This is a genomic window from Cedecea neteri (genome assembly GCF_000758325.1).
GTDB classification, from domain to species: Bacteria; Pseudomonadota; Gammaproteobacteria; order Enterobacterales; family Enterobacteriaceae; genus Cedecea; species Cedecea neteri_B.
In genome coordinates, this window is sequence record NZ_CP009459.1 from 1,830,400 (window position 1) to 1,851,332 (window position 20,933).

The 20,933-nt window shown below is 54.6% G+C and carries 16 protein-coding genes; 8 read left to right on the plus strand and 8 right to left on the minus strand.

Annotated features, from left to right (window positions below):
* Nucleotides 1-78 precede the first annotated feature (78 nt).
* From dapB to folA, 7 genes are all read left to right on the plus strand, one after another.
* Entirely contained in the window at nt 79-900 is an 822-nt protein-coding gene (dapB, locus tag LH86_RS08700; RefSeq protein ID WP_039300328.1) for a 4-hydroxy-tetrahydrodipicolinate reductase, read from the plus strand.
* 458 nt (nt 901-1,358) lie between these two features.
* On the plus strand, nt 1,359-2,507 hold the full coding sequence (gene carA / locus LH86_RS08705) for a glutamine-hydrolyzing carbamoyl-phosphate synthase small subunit (protein WP_039300331.1): 1,149 nt from the start codon (nt 1,359-1,361) through the stop codon (nt 2,505-2,507).
* 16 nt (nt 2,508-2,523) lie between these two features.
* Nucleotides 2,524-5,748 carry a carbamoyl-phosphate synthase large subunit gene (carB, locus tag LH86_RS08710; protein WP_039300334.1) on the plus strand — a complete coding sequence of 1,075 codons (3,225 nt, stop codon included), beginning with the start codon at nt 2,524-2,526 and terminating at the stop codon, nt 5,746-5,748.
* A 139-nt stretch (nt 5,749-5,887) separates the two neighbouring features.
* The gene (locus tag LH86_RS08715) at nt 5,888-6,121 is read left to right on the plus strand and encodes a YgdI/YgdR family lipoprotein (protein WP_039290203.1); all 234 of its coding nucleotides are present in this window, start codon (nt 5,888-5,890) and stop codon (nt 6,119-6,121) included.
* A 104-nt stretch (nt 6,122-6,225) separates the two neighbouring features.
* Complete coding sequence (gene kefF, locus LH86_RS08720; protein ID WP_039300337.1) at nt 6,226-6,756, plus strand: glutathione-regulated potassium-efflux system oxidoreductase KefF; 531 nt, start codon at nt 6,226-6,228, stop codon at nt 6,754-6,756.
* Nucleotides 6,749-8,611, plus strand: coding sequence for a glutathione-regulated potassium-efflux system protein KefC (gene kefC / locus LH86_RS08725; protein ID WP_039300340.1), 1,863 nt, complete (start codon nt 6,749-6,751; stop codon nt 8,609-8,611). Before kefF ends, kefC begins: the two co-directional genes overlap by 8 nt.
* A 204-nt stretch (nt 8,612-8,815) precedes the next feature.
* Nucleotides 8,816-9,295 (plus strand): type 3 dihydrofolate reductase, encoded by a 480-nt coding sequence (folA, locus tag LH86_RS08735; RefSeq protein ID WP_039300346.1) that lies wholly within the window; start codon nt 8,816-8,818, stop codon nt 9,293-9,295.
* A gap of 36 nt (nt 9,296-9,331) precedes the next feature.
* Here folA and apaH read toward each other — a convergent pair whose 3' ends face one another.
* Genes apaH through lptD form a run of 6 tightly spaced genes read right to left on the minus strand, consistent with a single transcriptional unit; the run spans nt 9,332 to nt 16,137 of the window.
* On the minus strand, nt 9,332-10,183 hold the full coding sequence (gene apaH / locus LH86_RS08740) for a bis(5'-nucleosyl)-tetraphosphatase (symmetrical) ApaH (RefSeq protein WP_039300349.1): 852 nt from the start codon (nt 10,181-10,183) through the stop codon (nt 9,332-9,334).
* A gap of 4 nt (nt 10,184-10,187) precedes the next feature.
* Entirely contained in the window at nt 10,188-10,565 is a 378-nt protein-coding gene (gene apaG, locus LH86_RS08745) for a Co2+/Mg2+ efflux protein ApaG (RefSeq protein WP_008461718.1), read from the minus strand.
* A gap of 3 nt (nt 10,566-10,568) precedes the next feature.
* The gene (gene rsmA, locus LH86_RS08750) at nt 10,569-11,393 is read right to left on the minus strand and encodes a 16S rRNA (adenine(1518)-N(6)/adenine(1519)-N(6))-dimethyltransferase RsmA (protein ID WP_039300352.1); all 825 of its coding nucleotides are present in this window, start codon (nt 11,391-11,393) and stop codon (nt 10,569-10,571) included.
* Nucleotides 11,390-12,379, minus strand: a complete 990-nt coding sequence (pdxA, locus tag LH86_RS08755; protein ID WP_039290222.1) for a 4-hydroxythreonine-4-phosphate dehydrogenase PdxA — start codon at nt 12,377-12,379, stop codon at nt 11,390-11,392. Before pdxA ends, rsmA begins: the two co-directional genes overlap by 4 nt.
* A complete protein-coding gene (surA, locus tag LH86_RS08760; RefSeq protein WP_008461725.1) occupies nt 12,372-13,664 on the minus strand; it encodes a peptidylprolyl isomerase SurA in 1,293 nt (430 codons plus the stop codon). The genes pdxA and surA overlap by 8 nt, the downstream gene beginning before the upstream one ends.
* Nucleotides 13,665-13,722: 58 nt before the next feature.
* A complete protein-coding gene (gene lptD, locus LH86_RS08765; RefSeq protein WP_039300355.1) occupies nt 13,723-16,137 on the minus strand; it encodes an LPS assembly protein LptD in 2,415 nt (804 codons plus the stop codon).
* Between the two features lie 181 nt (nt 16,138-16,318).
* Here lptD and djlA point away from each other — a divergent pair, with 181 nt between their 5' ends.
* Nucleotides 16,319-17,137, plus strand: coding sequence for a co-chaperone DjlA (gene djlA / locus LH86_RS08770; protein ID WP_039300358.1), 819 nt, complete (start codon nt 16,319-16,321; stop codon nt 17,135-17,137).
* Between the two features lie 30 nt (nt 17,138-17,167).
* Here djlA and rluA read toward each other — a convergent pair whose 3' ends face one another.
* Nucleotides 17,168-17,827 carry a bifunctional tRNA pseudouridine(32) synthase/23S rRNA pseudouridine(746) synthase RluA gene (gene rluA / locus LH86_RS08775; protein WP_039300362.1) on the minus strand — a complete coding sequence of 220 codons (660 nt, stop codon included), beginning with the start codon at nt 17,825-17,827 and terminating at the stop codon, nt 17,168-17,170.
* Between the two features lie 136 nt (nt 17,828-17,963).
* Nucleotides 17,964-20,870 carry an RNA polymerase-associated protein RapA gene (gene rapA / locus LH86_RS08780; RefSeq protein ID WP_039300365.1) on the minus strand — a complete coding sequence of 969 codons (2,907 nt, stop codon included), beginning with the start codon at nt 20,868-20,870 and terminating at the stop codon, nt 17,964-17,966.
* Between the last annotated feature and the right edge of the window lie 63 nt (nt 20,871-20,933).

Below are 20,933 nucleotides of genomic sequence, written 5' to 3' on the forward strand. Positions count from 1 at the left end.
GTTTTCGGCTGGCGGCCTGCTAGAGGGCTGGTTAACCTGATAACGTTTTTACGAATTATTTAACCAAAGAGTAATGATATGCATGATGCACAGATTCGCGTAGCCATCGCGGGCGCGGGCGGCCGTATGGGGCGCCAGTTAATTCAGGCGGCTTTACAGCTGGATGGCGTTCAGCTGGGGGCGGCGCTTGAGCGCCCGGGCTCTTCCCTGGTCGGTAGTGATGCGGGGGAACTGGCCGGAGCAGCAAAAACTGGCGTGCTGGTGAGCGATAGCCTGGATGCGGTAGCCAACGATTTCGATGTCTTTATCGATTTTACTCGCCCTGAAGGAACGCTGGCTCACCTGGCATTTTGCCTCAAGCATGGCAAAGGCATGGTTATCGGCACGACGGGTTTTGATGAAGCGGGCAAGCAGGCCATTAACGATGCGGCGCGTGAGATCCCGATTGTTTTCGCGGCAAACTTTAGCGTGGGCGTGAACGTCATGCTGAAGCTGCTGGAGAAAGCGGCAAAAGTCATGGGCGATTACACCGACATCGAAATCATCGAAGCGCACCACCGCTACAAGGTGGATGCCCCGTCAGGCACCGCGCTGGCGATGGGGGAAGCTATTGCTCAGGCGATGGACAAAGATCTTAAAGATTGTGCCGTTTATACCCGCGAAGGGCATACCGGTGAACGTGTACCTGGCACCATCGGTTTTGCCACCGTGCGTGCGGGCGATATCGTCGGGGAGCATACCGCGATGTTTGCAGATATTGGCGAGCGCGTTGAGATTACCCACAAGGCTTCCAGCCGCATGACGTTTGCTAATGGGGCAGTTAGATCGGCTTTGTGGCTGAAAGGTAAAAAGAACGGTATTTTTGATATGCGAGATGTACTAGATCTCAATAATTTGTAGTTAAACGCATCCTTATAAATGTGGTTGTTTGTTTTTAATTGATTGATTTTAGGGTGATTGATTTCACCCTTTTGTTTTTTTAAATGCTTTCTAATGATTTTGTTTAATTCATTCTTAAATTTATTGTTATCTTACATTTTTGTGTTATTGTAATGTTAATTTTGACCATTTGGTCCACTTTTTCACTGCCATCCCTTCAGTTTTTCAATATTCATGGTCGGCAACCGATTACTTTCCCCAGGTTAGCTGGTTATTTTGACCTTCAAATCAGATATTTTTACTCTGAGCGGTAAAAGAGACATAAAAACTTCGTCTTAAGGTAGACTTTTACCTGGCTTGTCTCTAGAATGCCGCCGTTTGCCAAAAATCCGTAGGGCAGACGCTTTTTGCATTTGATTCAGGCGTTAGTTTTGAATTAATATGCGAATAAATTGAATGTTTATTCCCTGGAGGACGTTTTGATCAAGTCAGCGCTGTTGGTTCTGGAAGACGGAACCCAATTCCACGGTCGGGCCATTGGGGCATCGGGTACGGCAGTGGGTGAAGTCGTTTTCAATACCTCATTGACCGGTTATCAAGAAATCCTCACTGATCCTTCCTACTCCCGCCAGATCGTCACTCTTACTTATCCTCATATCGGCAATGTCGGCACCAATGAAGCCGACGAAGAATCCTCCCAGGTTCATGCGCAAGGCCTCGTCATTCGTGACCTGCCGCTGATTGCCAGCAACTTCCGCAGCACCGAGGACCTTTCTTCTTACCTTAAGCGCCATAACATCGTGGCGATTGCCGATATTGATACCCGTAAGCTGACCCGCCTGCTGCGTGAAAAAGGTGCCCAGAACGGCTGTATTATCGCGGGCGATAACGTAGACGCAGCCCTGGCGCTGGAAAAAGCGAAAGCGTTCCCTGGCCTGAATGGCATGGACCTCGCCAAAGAAGTCACCACGAAAGAAGCTTACACCTGGCAGCAGGGTAGCTGGACGCTTGAAGGCGACCTGCCGGAAGCGGCAAAAACTGAAGAGTTACCTTTCCACGTAGTGGCTTATGACTACGGCGCGAAACGCAATATTCTGCGTATGTTGGTGGACAGAGGCTGCCGCCTGACGGTGGTTCCGGCTCAAACACCAGCGGAAGACGTGTTGAAGATGAACCCGGATGGGATCTTCCTTTCTAACGGCCCTGGCGACCCGGCACCTTGCGACTACGCCATCAGTGCAATCAAATCCTTCCTGGAGACAGACATTCCTGTCTTTGGTATTTGCCTTGGTCATCAGCTGTTGGCTCTGGCCAGCGGTGCTAACACCGTGAAAATGAAATTTGGTCACCACGGCGGCAACCACCCTGTAAAAGACCTGGATAAAGACTGCGTGATGATCACCGCGCAGAACCACGGTTTCGCGGTTGATGAGACGACGCTGCCAGCTAACCTGCGCGTAACCCACAAATCACTGTTCGATGGCACCCTGCAGGGGATTCATCGTACCGATAAAGCCGCGTTCAGCTTCCAGGGGCACCCTGAGGCGAGCCCGGGGCCGCACGACGCCGCGCCGCTGTTTGACCACTTTATCGATTTGATTAAGCAATACCGTTCTACCGCTAAATAATCAGGAGCGAAATAAAATGCCAAAACGTACAGATATAAAAAGCATCCTGATCCTCGGTGCGGGCCCGATTGTTATCGGCCAGGCCTGTGAGTTCGACTACTCTGGTGCCCAGGCTTGTAAAGCGCTGCGCGAAGAGGGATACCGCGTTATTCTGGTGAACTCCAACCCGGCCACCATCATGACCGACCCGGAAATGGCGGATGCGACCTACATCGAGCCGATTCACTGGGAAGTAGTACGCAAAATCATCGAAAAAGAACGCCCGGATGCGGTGCTGCCAACCATGGGCGGCCAGACCGCGCTGAACTGTGCGCTGGAGCTTGAGCGCCAGGGCGTACTGGAAGAGTTCGGCGTCACCATGATCGGCGCGACCGCTGATGCCATCGACAAGGCTGAAGACCGTCGTCGCTTCGACATTGCGATGAAAAAAATCGGTCTCGACACCGCACGCTCCGGCATCGCGCACAATATGGAAGAAGCGCTGGCGGTGGCGGCAGACGTGGGCTATCCGTGCATCATTCGCCCTTCCTTCACCATGGGCGGTACCGGCGGCGGGATCGCTTATAACCGCGAAGAGTTCGAAGAGATTTGCGAGCGCGGCCTGGATCTCTCCCCAACCAAAGAGCTGCTGATTGATGAGTCGCTGATTGGCTGGAAAGAGTACGAGATGGAAGTGGTGCGTGATAAGAACGACAACTGCATCATCGTCTGCTCTATCGAAAACTTCGACCCAATGGGGATTCATACCGGTGACTCAATCACCGTGGCACCAGCACAAACGCTGACCGATAAAGAATACCAAATCATGCGTAACGCCTCGATGGCGGTACTGCGTGAAATCGGCGTGGAAACCGGCGGCTCAAACGTTCAGTTCTCCGTAAACCCAAAAACGGGTCGTCTTATCATCATCGAGATGAACCCGCGTGTGTCCCGTTCTTCCGCGCTGGCGTCTAAAGCCACGGGCTTCCCGATTGCTAAAGTTGCCGCGAAGCTGGCAGTCGGTTACACCCTCGACGAGTTGATGAACGACATCACCGGTGGCCGCACTCCGGCTTCCTTTGAGCCTTCCATCGACTATGTTGTGACCAAAATTCCTCGCTTTAACTTCGAGAAATTTGCTGGCGCAAACGACCGTCTGACCACCCAGATGAAATCCGTGGGTGAAGTCATGGCTATCGGCCGTACTCAGCAGGAATCACTGCAGAAAGCGCTGCGTGGCCTGGAAGTGGGCGCCACCGGCTTTGACCCGAAAGTCAGCCTGGATGACCCGGAAGCACTGACCAAAATCCGCCGCGAGCTGAAAGACGCTGGCGCAGAGCGTATCTGGTATGTGGCTGACGCATTCCGCGCGGGCCTGTCCGTAGATGGCGTGTTCAATCTGACCAATATCGACCGCTGGTTCCTGGTGCAGATTGAAGAGCTGGTGCGTCTGGAAGAGCAGGTGACCGAAGTGGGTATCACCGGCCTGAACCATGACTTCCTGCGTATTCTGAAGCGCAAAGGTTTTGCGGATGCGCGCCTGGCTAAACTGGCTGGCGTTCGTGAAGCTGAAATTCGCAAACTGCGCGAGCAATATAACCTGCACCCTGTCTACAAACGCGTAGACACCTGTGCGGCAGAATTCGCGACCGACACCGCTTACATGTACTCCACGTATGAAGAAGAGTGTGAAGCGAACCCGAACCATGATCGCGATAAAATCATGGTGCTGGGCGGCGGGCCAAACCGTATCGGCCAGGGCATTGAGTTCGACTATTGCTGCGTACACGCCTCGCTGGCGCTGCGTGAAGATGGTTACGAAACCATTATGGTTAACTGTAACCCGGAAACCGTATCTACCGACTACGACACCTCCGACCGCCTCTACTTTGAGCCTGTCACCTTTGAAGACGTGCTGGAAATCGTCCGCGTTGAGAAACCAAAAGGCGTCATTGTGCAGTACGGCGGCCAGACTCCGCTGAAGCTGGCTCGTGCGCTGGAAGCGGCTGGTGTGCCGGTTATCGGTACCAGCCCGGATGCTATCGACCGTGCAGAAGACCGTGAGCGCTTCCAGCACGCCGTTGAGCGCCTGAAGCTGAAGCAGCCTGCTAACGCCACCGTAACGGCTATCGAGCAGGCGGTAGAGAAAGCCGTGCAGATTGGCTACCCGCTGGTGGTTCGTCCTTCCTACGTGCTGGGTGGCCGCGCGATGGAAATCGTCTACGACGAAGCAGACCTTCGCCGTTACTTCCAGACCGCGGTTAGCGTTTCCAACGACGCGCCGGTGCTGCTTGACCGCTTCCTTGACGATGCGGTTGAAGTGGACGTGGATGCCATCTGTGACGGTGAAACCGTGCTGATTGGCGGCATCATGGAACACATCGAGCAGGCGGGCGTTCACTCTGGTGACTCCGCATGTTCTCTGCCAGCTTACACTCTGAGCCAGGAAATCCAGGATGTGATGCGCCAGCAGGTGCAGAAACTGGCCTTCGAGCTGCAGGTGCGTGGCCTGATGAACGTGCAGTTTGCGGTGAAGGACAACGAAGTTTACCTGATTGAAGTGAACCCGCGTGCCGCGCGTACCGTACCGTTCGTTTCTAAAGCGACGGGCGTGCCGCTGGCGAAAGTTGCCGCTCGCGTCATGGCAGGCAAAACGCTGGTTGAGCAGGGTGTCACCAAAGAAATCATCCCGCCTTACTACTCGGTGAAAGAAGTGGTGCTGCCGTTCAACAAATTCCCGGGCGTTGACCCGCTGTTAGGGCCAGAAATGCGCTCTACCGGCGAAGTGATGGGCGTGGGCCGTACTTTTGCAGAAGCTTTCTCTAAAGCGATGCTGGGCAGCCAGTCCACCATGCGTAAGCCTGGCCGCGCGCTTCTCTCCGTGCGTGAAGGCGACAAAGAGCGCGTAGTTGACCTGGCCGCGAAGCTGCTAAAACAGGGCTTCGAGCTGGATGCGACCCACGGTACAGCGATTGTGCTGGGCGAGGCTGGCATTAACCCACGCCTGGTGAACAAGGTGCATGAAGGGCGTCCGCACATTCAGGACCGTATCAAGAATGGCGAATACACCTACATCATCAACACCACCGCGGGCCGCCAGGCGATTGAAGATTCCAAGCTGATTCGCCGCAGCGCGCTGCAGTACAAAGTGCATTATGACACCACCCTGAACGGCGGTTTCGCCACGGCGATGGCGCTGAATGCCGATGCTACCGAGAAGGTGATTTCGGTGCAGGAAATGCATGCCCAAATTAAGGGCTAATCTTTCGCAACCTGAAAGAATGCTCCGAAAATAACGCCAACGGCCTCTGAAAAGAGGCCGTTTTACTTTATGCCCAGCGAGATAGTCTACAGTTAACCAGCACACAACTGAAAATGACTAAACACGCTGGGAGAACACCATGCAGAAACGAACTTTACTTGCTTCCCTCTTCACTGCCGCAACGCTGTTGACCGTGGCGGGCTGCTCGTCCAATCAGGCGGTTAAAACCAACGATGGCAAAACGATCGTGACCGACGGTAAACCGCAGGTCGACAAAGACACGGGCCTGGTGTCGTACAAAAATGCCGAAACGGGTAAAACCGAGCAGATCAATCGTGACCAGGTGAAAGAGATGAGCGAGCTGGATAACTAGTTAAGAAATATCCAACAACACGCTCAGCAATATTGACTGTTAGCCTGTCGATTAACTGACTAAACTCACTGTCATTAAAGGCAGTAGTGAAGACAGGCTTAACAATGATTCTTATAATTTATGCGCATCCCTATCCCCAGCATTCCCATGCCAACCGGCAAATGCTCGAGCGAGCCAAAGCGCTTCCGGGGGTAGAGATTCGCTCCCTCTATGAACTTTATCCCGACTTTAATATCGACATCGCCGCTGAGCAGCAGGCGTTAAGCCGCGCTGATTTGGTTATCTGGCAGCATCCGATGCAATGGTACAGCATGCCGCCGCTGATGAAATTGTGGATAGACAAAGTGCTTTCGCACGGCTGGGCATACGGCAAAGGCGGGAATGCCCTGCACGGTAAAGAAGTGATGTGGGCCGTGACAACCGGCGGTAGCGAAAAACATTTCGAACTGGGCGATCACCCTGGATTTGACGTTCTCGCCCAGCCTCTGCAGGCCACGGCGCTCTACTGCGGAATGCAGTGGCTTCCGGCCTTCGCAATTCATTTCACCTTTGTTTGCGATGAATTGACGCTTGCCCGCCAGGCGGACGACTATAAGCAGCGCTTAATTGACTGGCAGGAGGCTCATCGTGGATAGCCATAGCTTAATTCAGGCATTGATTTACCTCGGTTCGGCCGCACTGATCGTGCCTATCGCCGTGCGGCTCGGGTTAGGTTCCGTGCTGGGCTACCTGATTGCCGGCTGCATTATTGGGCCATGGGGGCTGGGGCTGGTTACCGATGCCGAAACCATTCTGCACTTTGCTGAAATTGGCGTGGTGCTGATGCTCTTCGTTATCGGGCTTGAGCTTGATCCGCAGCGGCTATGGACGCTGCGCGCCTCGGTGTTCGGCGGTGGTTTTCTGCAAATGGCGGCCTGCGGGCTGGCTCTCGGTGCGTTTTGTATCGTGATGGGGCTAAACTGGAAGGTAGCCTTGCTTATTGGCCTGACGCTGGCACTCTCATCCACCGCGATTGCCATGCAGGCGATGAACGAGCGTAACCTGACCGTCACGCCGATGGGGCGAGGCGCGTTTGCCGTGCTGCTGTTCCAGGATATTGCCGCGATTCCTCTGGTGGCGATGATCCCGCTGCTGGCGAGCAGCGGTGGGACGATGACCTTTGCGACGTTTTTAATTTCCGCGCTTAAGGTAGCGGCGGCGCTTGCTTTGGTTGTACTGCTTGGGCGCTATGTCACCCGGCCAGTGCTGCGATTTGTGGCGCGTTCGGGGTTACGTGAAGTGTTCAGCGCCGTGGCGCTATTCCTGGTGTTTGGCTTTGGCCTGTTGCTTGAAGAGGCCGGGCTGTCGATGGCGATGGGAGCGTTTCTTGCCGGGGTGCTGTTAGCCAGCTCCGAATATCGTCACGCGCTGGAAAGCGACATTGAGCCGTTCAAAGGCTTGCTGCTGGGGCTGTTCTTTATCGGGGTTGGGATGTCTATTGACTTCGGGACTTTGCTCGACAACCCGCTGCGTATTCTCGTCCTGCTGGTCGGTTTTCTGGTCATCAAAACGCTGGTGCTCTGGCTGGTCGCTAAGCCTTTAAAAGTGCCACGCAAGCAGCGCCGCTGGTTTGCCGTTTTGCTGGGGCAGGGAAGTGAATTTGCTTTTGTTATCTTCGGCGCGGCTCATATGGCGCAGGTGCTTGACGACGACTGGTCGAAGTCGCTGACGCTTGCCGTGGCGCTATCCATGGCAGCAACGCCTTTATTACTTGTTCTGCTGAACAGGCTGGAGAAAACGGGCAGCGAGCAGGCTGGAGAGGCCGACGAAATTGATGAAGAGCAGCCCCGGGTCATCATCGCGGGCTTCGGGCGCTTTGGGCAGATTGCCGGTCGTCTGTTACTGAGCAGCGGAGTGAATGTGGTCATTCTGGATCACGATCCCGATCATATTGAGACGTTACGAAAATTTGGTACCAAAGTCTTTTACGGGGACGCCACCCGTGTTGACCTGCTTGAGTCAGCCGGGGCCGCAGGAGCCGAAGTGCTGATTAACGCCATTGACGATCCCGAAGCCAGCATGCAGCTCACTGAACTGGCGAAGGAGCACTTCCCGCATCTGCAGATCCTTGCCCGCGCGCGCGATATTAATCACTACATCCGCCTGCGCCAGGTGGGGGTTGAGATGCCGGAACGTGAAACGTTCGAAAGCTCGCTGAAGATTGGCCGTCGTGCGCTGGAGGGATTGGGCGTCGGCAAATACGAAGCGCGTGAACGGGCCGACCACTTCCGCCGCTTTAACCTGCAAATGCTTGAAGAAATGGTGCCGACGGACGACAAGACCGCCGAACGGGCTGATGTCTTTAAGCGTAATAGCGCGATGCTGACAGAGGTTATCAACGAGGATCGTGCGCACCTGCACGTTATTCAACGTGATGGCTGGCAGGGAACAAAAGAGGGTCTTCACAGCGGTAAACTTTCTGATGAACCGCCTGTCAGGCCAGCAGAGTGAACTTGCTGAAAAATATTTACTTTTCCTTATAGTGAACGGGGTTAACGCTAACCCCTTGTTCCATATCCCGCAGTTGAAAATCAGGGCGCGATGGCCGCAGCAGAATAAAAAAAATTCTCGTTACGCCCATCGCCTGCTGTCGACGAAAGATTGCGCTTTCCGTATAGTGGCGGCAATTTTTTTCATCATCCTTAGGTTATATAAATGATCAGTCTGATTGCTGCTTTGGCGGTGGATCGCGTTATCGGCATGGAAAACGCCATGCCATGGGATTTGCCTGGCGACCTGGCCTGGTTCAAGCGCAATACGCTCAACAAACCTGTCGTTATGGGGCGCCTGACCTGGGAGTCTATTGGCCGCCCGCTGCCGGGACGTAAAAACATCGTGATCAGCAGCCAGGCCGGAAATGACGAGCGCGTTGAGTGGGTGAAATCGGTGGAAGAGGCTATCAAAGCCTGTGGTGATGCCGAAGAAATCATGGTGATTGGCGGGGGACGCGTTTACGAGCAGTTCCTGCCTAAGGCGCAGCGTCTGTATCTGACCCATATTGATGCGGAAGTGGAAGGGGACACGCATTTCCCGGATTACGATCCGGATGAGTGGCAGTCAACCTTCAGTGAATTCCACGATGCCGACGAGAATAACTCCCACGGCTACTGCTTCGAAATTCTGGAGCGTCGTTAAGTTTTAACCCTCTCTCGGCAGAGAGAGGGTTAACTTCTAAGAGGCGGCAGCGGTTTGATCTTCGCCGCTATCCTGCTGACGATTTGAAGGCTGTACGAACCAGGCTTTATCTTCCCAGCGCAGGCAGGTCAGTTCTCCTCCCCAGCAGCAACCCGTATCCAGGGCATAGATCCCTTCCGGCGTGCCTTTCCCTTCCAGTGACGCCCAGTGACCAAAAGCCACAGAATATTCGGCGGTAACGGGGCCAGGAATCGCAAACCAGGGCTTCAGCGGCGAAGGCGCTTTTTCCGGCGTGTCTTTGCAGTACATGTCCAGTTGGCCATTGGGGAAGCAATAGCGCATTCGGGTGAGCGAGTTAGTGATGAAACGCAGGCGAGCGAGACCTGAGAGATCGCTGGACCAGTTGTTGGGCATATCGCCATACATTGCATCCAGGAACAGCGGGTAGCTGTCGCTGGACAGAACGGCTTCGACATCGCGCGCGCAGGCCATTGCGGTATTGATATCCCACTGCGGCGTGATCCCCGCATGTGACATCACCAGCTTTTTCTCTTCATCCACCTGAATGAGCGGCTGGCGACGAAGCCAGTTGAGAAGCTCGTCGGCATCAGGTGCCTCCAGCAGCGGCGTAACACGATCTTTAGGTTTGTTGCGGCTGATGCCGGCAAAGACGGCCAACAGATGCAGGTCATGGTTGCCGAGTACCACTCTTACGCTGTCACCCAGGCTGCGAACATAGCGCAGCACTTCCAGAGAATCTGGCCCACGAGCCACCAGATCGCCCGTCAGCCACAGCGTATCGTCTTCAGGGTTGAAATTAACCTGCTGCAGCAACGCGATCAGTTCATCGTAACAGCCGTGAACATCGCCAATCAGATATGTAGACATGGTATCAGTGAATGAAAGTTGGAATGGCCAGACGGAATACGGGGATCTCGACCCTGAAGGCCTCTCCCTGCGCATCGACCATTTCATAATGGCCCTGCATGGTGCCGAGCGGCGTTTCGATCACCGCTCCGCTGGTGTACTGGTAGTCGTTACCCGGTTCAATGTGCGGCTGTTCGCCGACGACACCTTCGCCCTGAACCTCTGTTTCGCGGCCGTTACCGTTGGTAATTAGCCAGTAACGGCCAAGTAGCTGAACTGCTGTTCGCCCCAGATTGCGAATAGTGACTGTGTACGCAAATACGAAACGCTCATCCTCAGGCGAGGACTGCGACTCAATATAAAAGCTTTGTACCTGCACGCATACGCGGGGCGAATCAAGCATGGTTTAGCTCTCCGACGGCTGTTGTGGGTTGTCAGCCAGATAGTTTGCAAGCTTACAGTACTGCTCAACGGAAATGTTTTCCGCACGCAGTGTCGCATCGACGCCAAGCTCCGCCAGCACGTCGGCACTGAACAGATGGCCAAGGCTATTACGGATAGTTTTACGACGCTTGTTAAATGCTTCTGTCGTGATACGGCTCAGCACACGCAGGTCTTTAACCGGATGCGGTAAAGTTGCGTGGGGTACCAGACGCACAACGGCAGAGTCCACTTTTGGTGCCGGTGTAAACGCCGTTGGCGGTACTTCCAGTACAGGAATGACGTTGCAGTAATACTGCGCCATCACCGACAGGCGACCATACGCTTTACTGTTTGGCCCGGCGACTAAGCGGTTAACCACCTCTTTTTGCAGCATGAAGTGCATGTCTGCAATGGCATCAGTATAGCTAAAGAGATGGAACATCAGCGGCGTAGAGATGTTATACGGCAGGTTACCGAAAACGCGCAACGGCTGGCCGATTTTCTGCGAAAGATCGCCGAAATCCATAGTCATGGCATCTTGCTGATAAATCGTCAGCTTAGGGGCCAGGAACGGATGCGTTTGCAAGCGGGCGGCAAGATCGCGGTCCAGTTCGATAACGGTCATTTTATCCATGCGTTCACCCACGGGCTCGGTCAGTGCACCGAGACCTGGACCAATTTCGACCATCGCCTGGCCTGGCTGTGGGTTAATTGCGGAGACAATACTGTCGATAACGAACTGGTCATTAAGGAAGTTTTGTCCAAAACGTTTGCGGGCAAGGTGGCCCTGGTGGACTCGAGTATTCATTGACTATTTACAATCATTTTAATGGCGAGATTAAGCGCCGTAATAAAACTGCCGACGTCGGCTTTTCCCTGGCCTGCCAGCTCAAGAGCCGTGCCGTGGTCAACCGAGGTACGGATAAAAGGTAATCCCAACGTGATATTTACCGCGCGGCCGAAGCCCTGGTACTTCAACACGGGCAGACCCTGATCGTGATACATCGCCAGTACGGCGTCAGCACTATCGAGGTATTTAGGCTGGAATAGCGTATCTGCCGGTAATGGGCCAGAAAGGTGCATCCCTAAAGCGCGCATCTCATTTAACACCGGGATAATGGTGTCTATCTCTTCGGTGCCCATATGGCCACCTTCCCCGGCGTGCGGATTCAGACCGCAAACCAGCACATGCGGCTGCGGGATACCAAATTTGGTTTGCAGGTCATGATACAGGATGGTGACAATCTGGCGTAGTAAATCCGGCGTAATGGCGTCAGAAATTGCTTTCAGCGGCAGATGCGTTGTAGCCAGCGCAACGCGCAGCTCTTCCGTAGCCAGCATCATCACCACTTTTTCGCTGTGCGAACGTTCTTCGAAGAACTCGGTGTGACCAATAAACGGAATACCGGCATCGTTGATAATGCCTTTGTGTACCGGCCCGGTGATCAGCGCGGCAAACTCCCCGCTCAGGCAGCCATCGCATGCCCGAGCGAGCGTCTCGACGACATAAGCACTGTTACGTACATCCAATTGCCCTGGAACGACCGGTGCGCGTAGCTCAACGGGTAGCACGGTCAACGTCCCTGCAGCCTGCGGTTTTGCCGGTTGATTTGCCTCGAAAGGCTGGAGCGTCAGGGGGAGGCCGAGCAGAGAGGCTCTGGCGAGTAACAATTCAGGGGAAGCGCAGACGACCAGTTCAACGGGCCAGTCGCGTTGCGCTAACGCGACGACCAGGTCGGGACCAATCCCGGCGGGTTCGCCGGGAGTGATGGTCACACGAAAGATGTTAGCCATTGCTACCTATGATTTTCACGTAAGCGCTGGCGCGCTGTTCCTGCATCCAGGTTTGCGCTTCTTCGGAGAACTTGCGGTTGAACAGCATGCGGTAAGCACGGTCTTTTTGCGCCGCATCGGTTCTGTCGACTTTACGTGTGTCCAGCAGTTCGATCAGGTGCCAGCCGAAGGAAGAGTGCACCGGGGCGCTCATCTGGCCTTTGTTCAGCTTCTGCAGTGCGTCGCGGAAAGCAGGATCGTAAATATCCGTTGCCGCCCAGCCCAGATCGCCGCCCTGGTTCGCTGAACCTGGATCGTCCGAGAAGGATTTCGCAGCCGCGGCAAAGGTGGTTTTCCCGCTCTTAATGTCAGCGGCAATTTGCTCCAGCTTCTGGCGTGCCTGAGTATCGTTCATGATAGGCGACGTTTTCAGCAGGATGTGGCGGGCATGCACTTCAGTCACAGAAATATTCTGATTCTGGCCACGCATATCGTTAACTTTCAGGATGTGGAAGCCAACGCCTGAACGGATAGGCCCGATAATGTCGCCCTTCTTCGCCGTGCTCAATGCCTGGGCAAAAATAGAAGGCAGTTCCTGAATACGACCCCAGCCCATTTGGCCGCCTTTCAGCGCCTGCTGGTCTGCAGAGTAGCTGATCGCAAGCTTGCCGAAGTCTGCTCCGTTACGTGCCTGATCGACAACGTTACGCGCCTGTTTTTCTGCGTCATCAACCTGAGCAGAGCTTGGGTTTTCTGGCAGCGCAATCAGGATGTGACTCAGGTTCAGTTCCGTACTGCTGTCGTTCTGGTTGCCTACCTGCTGTGCCAGGGCATCAACTTCCTGCGGCAGGATTGAGACGCGACGACGGACTTCATTGTTACGCACTTCTGAAATCGTCATCTCTTTACGGATCTGACTGCGGTAGGTGTTGTAATTCACGCCATCATAGGCCAGACGGCTGCGCATCTGATCCATGGTCATGTTGTTCTGTTTGGCGATATTGGCGATGGCCTGATCGAGTTCATCGTCGGTGATCTTCACGCCCATCTTCTGGCCCATCTGCAGGATGATTTGATCCATGATCAGACGTTCAATGATTTGATGGCGAAGCGTCGCATCGTCGGGAAGCTGTTGCCCTGCGTCGCGTGAGTTCATTTTGACGGACTGCATTAAGCCGTCAACATCGCTTTCAAGGACTACGCCGTTATTGACTACGGCAGCTACTTTGTCGACAACCTGTGGGGCTGCAAATGTCGTGTTCGCTACAAGGGCGACACCAAGAAGCAGCGTTCTCCAGTTCTTCATACTTTTTCCATTTTACTTAGCCGCAAAGCGGATTATTTAGAGTATTCGTCAAAGTGAATTACATCGAGCTTTGGTACGGCAGAATGTTTGAACGCAACATCTCCGGAATACCCAAGCCGTAATTGGAGCTCAGGCCACGCAACTCGATGTTAAAGCCGATTACGTTATCGTATTTGCTTTGGTTATTTTCCCAACCGTTGATTTTACGTTCGACGCCCACGCGAATGGCGTAACAGCATGAGCTGTACTGCACGGCGAACATAGAGTCAGCGGACTGTCGGGCATTGGTATCGTAGTAGTACGCGCCGACGACGGACCAGCGATCCACGATTGGCCAGCTGGCGACCATACCAACCTGTGAAATCCCTTCTTTATACTGATCGGCTGTAGAATATGCTGGCAATGTTGCCTGAATATACTCTGGACTCACATAACGATAGCTCAACTGCGCTACGCGGTCGGCATCACGGCTGTACTCAATGGCACCGCTGCCGTTAGCCACGTTGCCCAGGCGAGCATCATACTGTACGCCACCGCGCAGGCCCCAGCGATCGGTCATACGCCAGTAAGTATCACCGGCCCAAAGCATAGAGCCGGTTTTCTTATCTTTCTCCCAGTTGATGTTGTCATCCCCGGTACGGGACTGGGTGAAATAGTAGATTTGACCAGCGGATATGTTAAAACGTTCAACCGAAGCGTCATCATAAACGCGGGAAGTTACCCCTGTCGTCAACTGGTTGGCGGAGGCGATACGGTCCAGACCACCATAAGTGCGATCGCGGAACAACCCGCTGTAGTCAGACTGCAGCAGCGATGAGTCGTAGTTGTTGATAGCACTTTGGTTGCGATACGGCACGTACAGGTACTGAGCGCGCGGCTCCAGGGTCTGCGTCCAGCCAGCAACAGAGTCCATATCACGATCGAAAATCAGCTTACCGTCCATTTTAAACTGCGGCAGCGTGCGGTTTACAGAAGACTCCAGATTATTAGCTGAATCTCGAGCTTGCTGATATGGAGCATACGCAGGAGCGTTGTTATATAAGTAAGTTGTGTAGGTTTTGTACCTATCAAGATTATCCTGCTGATAATGGGTCATCATCAGCTTGGCTTCGGTATTCAGGCTCGCCCAGCCGTTGGACAGCGGCAGGTTGATAACTGGCTCAATGTGTAGGCGCGTTGCATCAGGCATGTTGTCATTCACATTGGTGAACTTCACGGCCTGGCCATAAATACGGGTATCAAACGGGCCAACGTCGTTCTGGTAGAAGTTGACGTCCAGCTGTGGCTCAGCGCGGTAGGAACTTGTGCCTGCACCTAACTGGTTAGCAAAGACCTGGAACTGTTTAGCCGACAAGGTGGCATCGAAATTTTGAACTGCATAGCCAATGCTGAATTTCTGCGTGGCGTAGCCGTCGGTACTACTACCGTACTTTGAGGTAAAATCGTTGAAGTAGCGTGAGTCGCTAACCTTGGTGTAGTCGACGTTAAAGCGCCACACCTGATCCATCACCCCGCTGTGGCTCCAGTAGAACAGCCAGCGGCGGTCTTTTTCACCCTGCGCCACACCCGGTTCGTTCTTGTATTCATCATCCGACGGCAGATAGTCAAACTCCATCAGGCCCAAACCTGCCTGGGTCAGATAACGGAATTCATTCTGCCACTGGGTACCCCCACGCTTATCAATGTAGTGAGGCGTGATAGTGGCATCGAAGTTTGGCGCAATGTTCCAGTAATACGGCAGGGTAAACTCAATGCCGTTGTTGGTGCTGTATTTAGCGCTGGGGATCAGGAAGCCTGAACGGCGTTTATCGCCGATGGGAAGCTGCAGGTAAGGGCTATAGAAGACCGGTACCGGGCCCAGTTTAAAACGGGCATTCCAAATTTCGGCCACTTCTTCCTGTCGGTCCTGGATAACCTCAGTGCCGACCACGCTCCAGGTATTGGAGCCGGGCAGGCAGGAGGTGAACGTCCCGTTTTCAAGAATCGTGTAGCGGTTTTCACCGCGCTGTTTCATGAGGTCCGCGGTGCCGCGACCCTGGCGACCAACCATCTGGTAATCACCGTCCCAGACGTTAGTATCTTTGGTGTTTAAATTTGACCAGGCTTTCGGACCTTTCAGGATGACCTGGTTGTCGTCGTAATGCACATTACCTAAGGCGTCCACGGTGCGGACAGGGTCGGGCTGACCGTCGACCTGCTTCTGGTGAAGCTGAACTTCGTCTGACTGCAGGCGGCTGTTGCCCTGCTGAACGTCAACATTCCCGGTAAACACGGCATTGTCCGGGTAATCACCTTTGGCGTGATCGGCCTGGATTGTCACCGGCAGGCTATTGCCGTCGTCCTTAACCAATGGACGATTGTAGCTTGGGATACCCAGCATACACTGCGAGGCAAGGTCGGCAGCCATACCTTGCTGGCTATAAAGGGCTGAACCAATCAGGGTGGCCAGCAAGGTGGGAATACGTTTTTTCATACGTGTTATTTGTTGTTCCGTCATCAGGGTATAGCGAAGGCAAACGGTCAGAGACTAACGTACTCATCACCACAGCGCTAGTGTTAATCCAGCCCATTAGCAGTATGCCGTTAGGCAGCGCTATCAATGGCGGGTATGATAAAGCAAATTCTAGACGACAGCATGACGATTTGGGGAGTATATGCAGTATTGGGGAAAAGTACTCGGTGTTGCTCTGGGTTTAATCTCGGGCGGCGGCTTTTGGGGCGTGGTGATAGGTTTTCTTATCGGCCATATGTTTGATAAGGCCCGCAGCCGTCGCGGGGCCTGGTTTGCTAACCAACAGCAGCGTCAGGCGATCTTTTTTTCTACCACTTTTGAAGTGATGGGGCACCTTACCAAATCGAAAGGTCGGGTAACTGAAGCCGATATTCAAATTGCTTCTTTATTGATGGACCGAATGCAGCTTCATGGGGAGGCGCGAGCTGCAGCCCAGCGCGCGTTTCGCGCGGGGAAAGAAAATAACTACCCGCTCAGAGAAAAGATGGGGCAGATGCGAAGCGTCTGTTTTGGCCGCTCTGACTTAATTCGGATGTTTCTGGAAATACAGATCCAGGCCGCGTTTGCGGATGGCTCGCTGCACCCTAATGAGCGTCAGGTGCTGTATGTGATTGCCGAAGAGCTGGGGATCTCGCGTGCCCAGTTCGACCAGTTCTTGCGCATGATGGAGGGCGGGCAACAGTTTGGTGGTGGCCAGTACCAATACCGGCAATCGCAAGGCGGTTTCGCGCAGCAGCAAAGAGGCCCGACGCTGGAGGACGCCTGCAAGGTACTTGGGGTAAAAAGCAGCGATGAGCCAACGGTGATTAAGCGTGCGTACCGTAAGTTGATGAGTGAGCACCATCCGGACAAACTGGTGGCAAAAGGTCTGCCGCCGGAAATGATGCAGATGGCGAAGCAAAAGGCCCAGGAGATTCAGGGCGCTTACGATCTGATTAAAACCGCAAAAGGGTTTAAATAGAAAAAAGCCTCTCAAATGAGAGGCTTTTCTTTAGAAGTCCGCCGGCGCTTTAAACGTCATTGGCGTACCGTAGCTTGGGTGCGTGATGGTGAGCATCTCGGCATGGAGCTGAAGGCGTGACGCCATGGCAAGCGCTTCTGGGGTCGCGTAGAAGCGATCACCGAGAATCGGATGCCCCAGCGCCTGCATATGCACGCGAAGCTGGTGCGAACGCCCGGTAATAGGCTTGAGCTGTATACGAGCGGTATTATCCGCAGCGTATTCCAGCACCAGATACTCGGTTTGCGCGGATTTCCCTGTCTCGTAGCACACCTTCTGCTTTGGTCTGTTAGGCCAGTCGCAAATCAGCGGCAGATCCACCAAACCTTCTTCCGGCTGCGGATGGCCCCAAACGCGAGCCACATACTGCTTTTTCGGCTCGCGTTCACGGAACTGGCGCTTCAGCTCGCGCTCTGCCGCTTTGGTCAGCGCCACCACGATCACCCCGCTGGTCGCCATATCAAGCCGATGGACCGATTCCGCCAGCGGGAAGTCGCGCTGAATACGCGTCATCACGCTGTCTTTGTGCTCGTCAAGACGCCCCGGAACGGACAACAGGCCGCTGGGCTTGTTAACCACCATGATGTGCTCATCCTGGTAAAGGATAACCAGCCAGGGATTGAGAGGCGGATTGTAGGGTTCCATCAGCATTTACTCTGCATCCTTCAAGCTACAGCCGCGTTGGCTGCTCTCACTCATCCCAGTCACTTACTTTAGTAAGCTCCTGGGAATTCTCTCTTTTGCCGCCTTGCTGCAACTCGAATGATTTGAGTAAAGCGACGTATATTTACTGGTGCGTCACAACAATCAAACGCAGAGCATCAAGACGCCAGTTAGCCTGGCTCAGCGCTTCCATCACCTGCTGGCGATTGGTTTCGATAGCCACAAGCTCGTCGTCACGAATGTTAGGGTTAACGGCCTTTAACGCTTCCAGACGGGACAGCTCAGCACTCAGCTTCTCATCGGCTTCTTCACGAGCTGCGTCGATCAGCGCCTGTGCCGCATCGGCAACTTTCTCTTCCGCTACCTGCAGAATGGCGTGCACGTCGGACTGCACCGCATTCACCAACTTGCTGCCGGTATGACGGTTAACCGCGCTGAGCTGGCGGTTGAAACTTTCAAACTCCACCTGCGCTGCGAGGTTCGTACCGTTTTTATCCACCAGCATGCGCACCGGCGTCGGCGGCAGGAAGCGGTTGAGCTGCAGCTGTTTCGGCGCTTTAGCCTCGACAACGTACACCAGCTCCAGCAGCAGCGTACCCACCGGCAGTGCTTTGTTTTTCAGCAGAGACAGGGCGCAGCTACCGGTATCGCCGGACAGGATAAGATCCAGGCCATTGCGGATGATCGGATGTTCCCAGGTCACAAACTGCGCGTCTTCGCGGGACAAGGCTACGTCACGCTCGAAGGTGATTGTGCAGCCGTCTTCCGGCAGGCCCGGGAAGTCCGGGACCAGCATATGGTCGGACGGCGTAATAACGACCATGTTGTCGCCGCGATCGTCCTGGTTAATGCCGACGATATCAAACAGGTTCATGGCAAAGCTAACGAGGTTAGTGTCGTTATCTTGCGCGGAAATGGCTTCTGCCAGCGCCTGCGCTTTCTCACCGCCGTTGGAATGAATTTCCAGCAGACGGTCGCGGCCCTGCTCAAGCTGCTGCTTAAGGGCATCGTGCTGCTCGCGGCACTGCTTGATCAGCGCGTCAAAGCCTTCGGTATTTTCCGGGGCCGCAAGATATTCGATCAGCTGCGGGTAGACGCTGTCATAAATGGTGCGGCCGGTCGGGCAGGTATGCTCGAAGGCGTCCAGACCTGCGTGGTACCAGTCCACCAGGACCGACTGAGCGGTTTTTTCCAGGTACGGAACGTGGATCTGGATGTCGTGCGCCTGGCCAATACGGTCGAGACGGCCAATACGCTGCTCCAGCAGGTCTGGGTTAAACGGCAGGTCAAACATCACCAGCTGGCTGGCGAACTGGAAGTTACGGCCTTCTGAGCCAATCTCGGAGCACAGCAGGACCTGAGCGCCGGTATCTTCTTCCGCAAACCAGGCTGCAGCGCGATCGCGTTCGATGATGGACATGCCTTCATGGAAGACGGCGGCGCGGATGCCTTCGCGCTCACGCAGAACCTGCTCAAGCTGAAGTGCCGTCGCAGCCTTGGCGCAGATCACCAGCACTTTCTGCGAGCGGTGGCTGGTCAGGTAGCCCATCAGCCATTCAACGCGTGGGTCGAAGTTCCACCAGGTGCCGGTGTCGCCTTCGAATTCCTGATAAATCTGCTCCGGGTACAGCATGTCGCGGGCGCGATCTTCCACTGACTTACGCGCGGCCATAATGCCTGAGACTTTAATCGCCGTTTGGTACTGGGTTGGCAGCGGCAGGCGAATGGTGTGCAGTTCGCGTTTCGGGAAACCTTTCACGCCGTTACGGGTGTTACGGAACAGCACGCGGCTGGTGCCGTGTCTGTCCATCAGCATGGAGACGAGCTCCTGGCGCGCGGCTTCACTGCCTTCGCGATCGCTGTTGGCGGTTTGCAGCAGCGGTTCGATATCCTGCTCGCCGATCAGCTCACCCATGGTATTCAGTTGCTCATCGGTCAGACGGTCACCCGCCAGCAGCAAAGCAACTGCGTCTGCGACCGGGCGATAATTCTGCTGCTCGTCGACGAACATGGCGAAATCATGGAAGCGATTTGGGTCCAGCAGGCGTAAGCGCGCGAAGTGGCTTTCCATGCCCAGCTGTTCAGGCGTGGCGGTCAGCAACAGGACGCCAGGAACATGCTCGGCCAGCTGTTCAATCGCCTGGTATTCACGGCTAGGCGCGTCTTCGTTCCACACCAGATGATGGGCCTCATCGACAACCAGCAGATCCCACTCCGCTTCGCAGAGGTTTTCCAGGCGCTGTTTGTTGCGACGCACGAAGTCCAGCGAGCAAATGACCAATTGTTCGGTGTCAAACGGATTGCTGCTGTCGTGCTGAGCTTCCGCGTAACGTTCATCGTCAAACAGCGCGAAGCGCAGGTTAAAGCGGCGCAGCATTTCGACCAGCCACTGATGCTGCAGGGTTTCCGGGACCACAATCAGCACGCGCTCGGCGCTACCGGCCAGCAGCTGCTGGTGGATGATCATCCCGGCTTCAATGGTTTTACCCAGACCAACCTCATCCGCGAGCAATACGCGTGGCGCATGGCGACGGCCAACATCATGGGCGATGTTTAGCTGGTGAGGGATCAGGCTGGTGCGCATCCCGCGCAGGCCACTCCAAATCTGGCGCGACTGTTCGCTCTGATATTTGCGGGCGCGGAAACGCAGCGCAAAACGGTCCATACGGTCGATTTGCCCGGCAAACAGGCGATCCTGTGGTTTGCTGAAGACCAGTTTGCTGTCGAGAAACACTTCGCGCAGCAGGACGTCAGACTCTTCGGTATCGAGACGGGTGCCGAGGTAGGCGAGTAAACCCTTTTCTTCCTTAACTTCATCAACTTTCAGCTGCCAGCCTTCATGGCTGGTAATCACGTCGCCTGGGTTAAACATCACGCGGGTGATTGGGGAGTCATTTCTGGCGTACAGACGATTTTCACCCGTTGCCGGGAAGAGCAGGGTGACCATACGCGCATCCAGCGCCACAACGGTTCCCAGTCCCAGTTCGCTTTCGGTATCGCTGATCCAACGTTGACCAAGTGTAAAAGGCATAAGTTTTCGGCTCTATTTCAGTGACTTAAATTTGCAGGCAATAGCATGGCAACCGCGCACAGG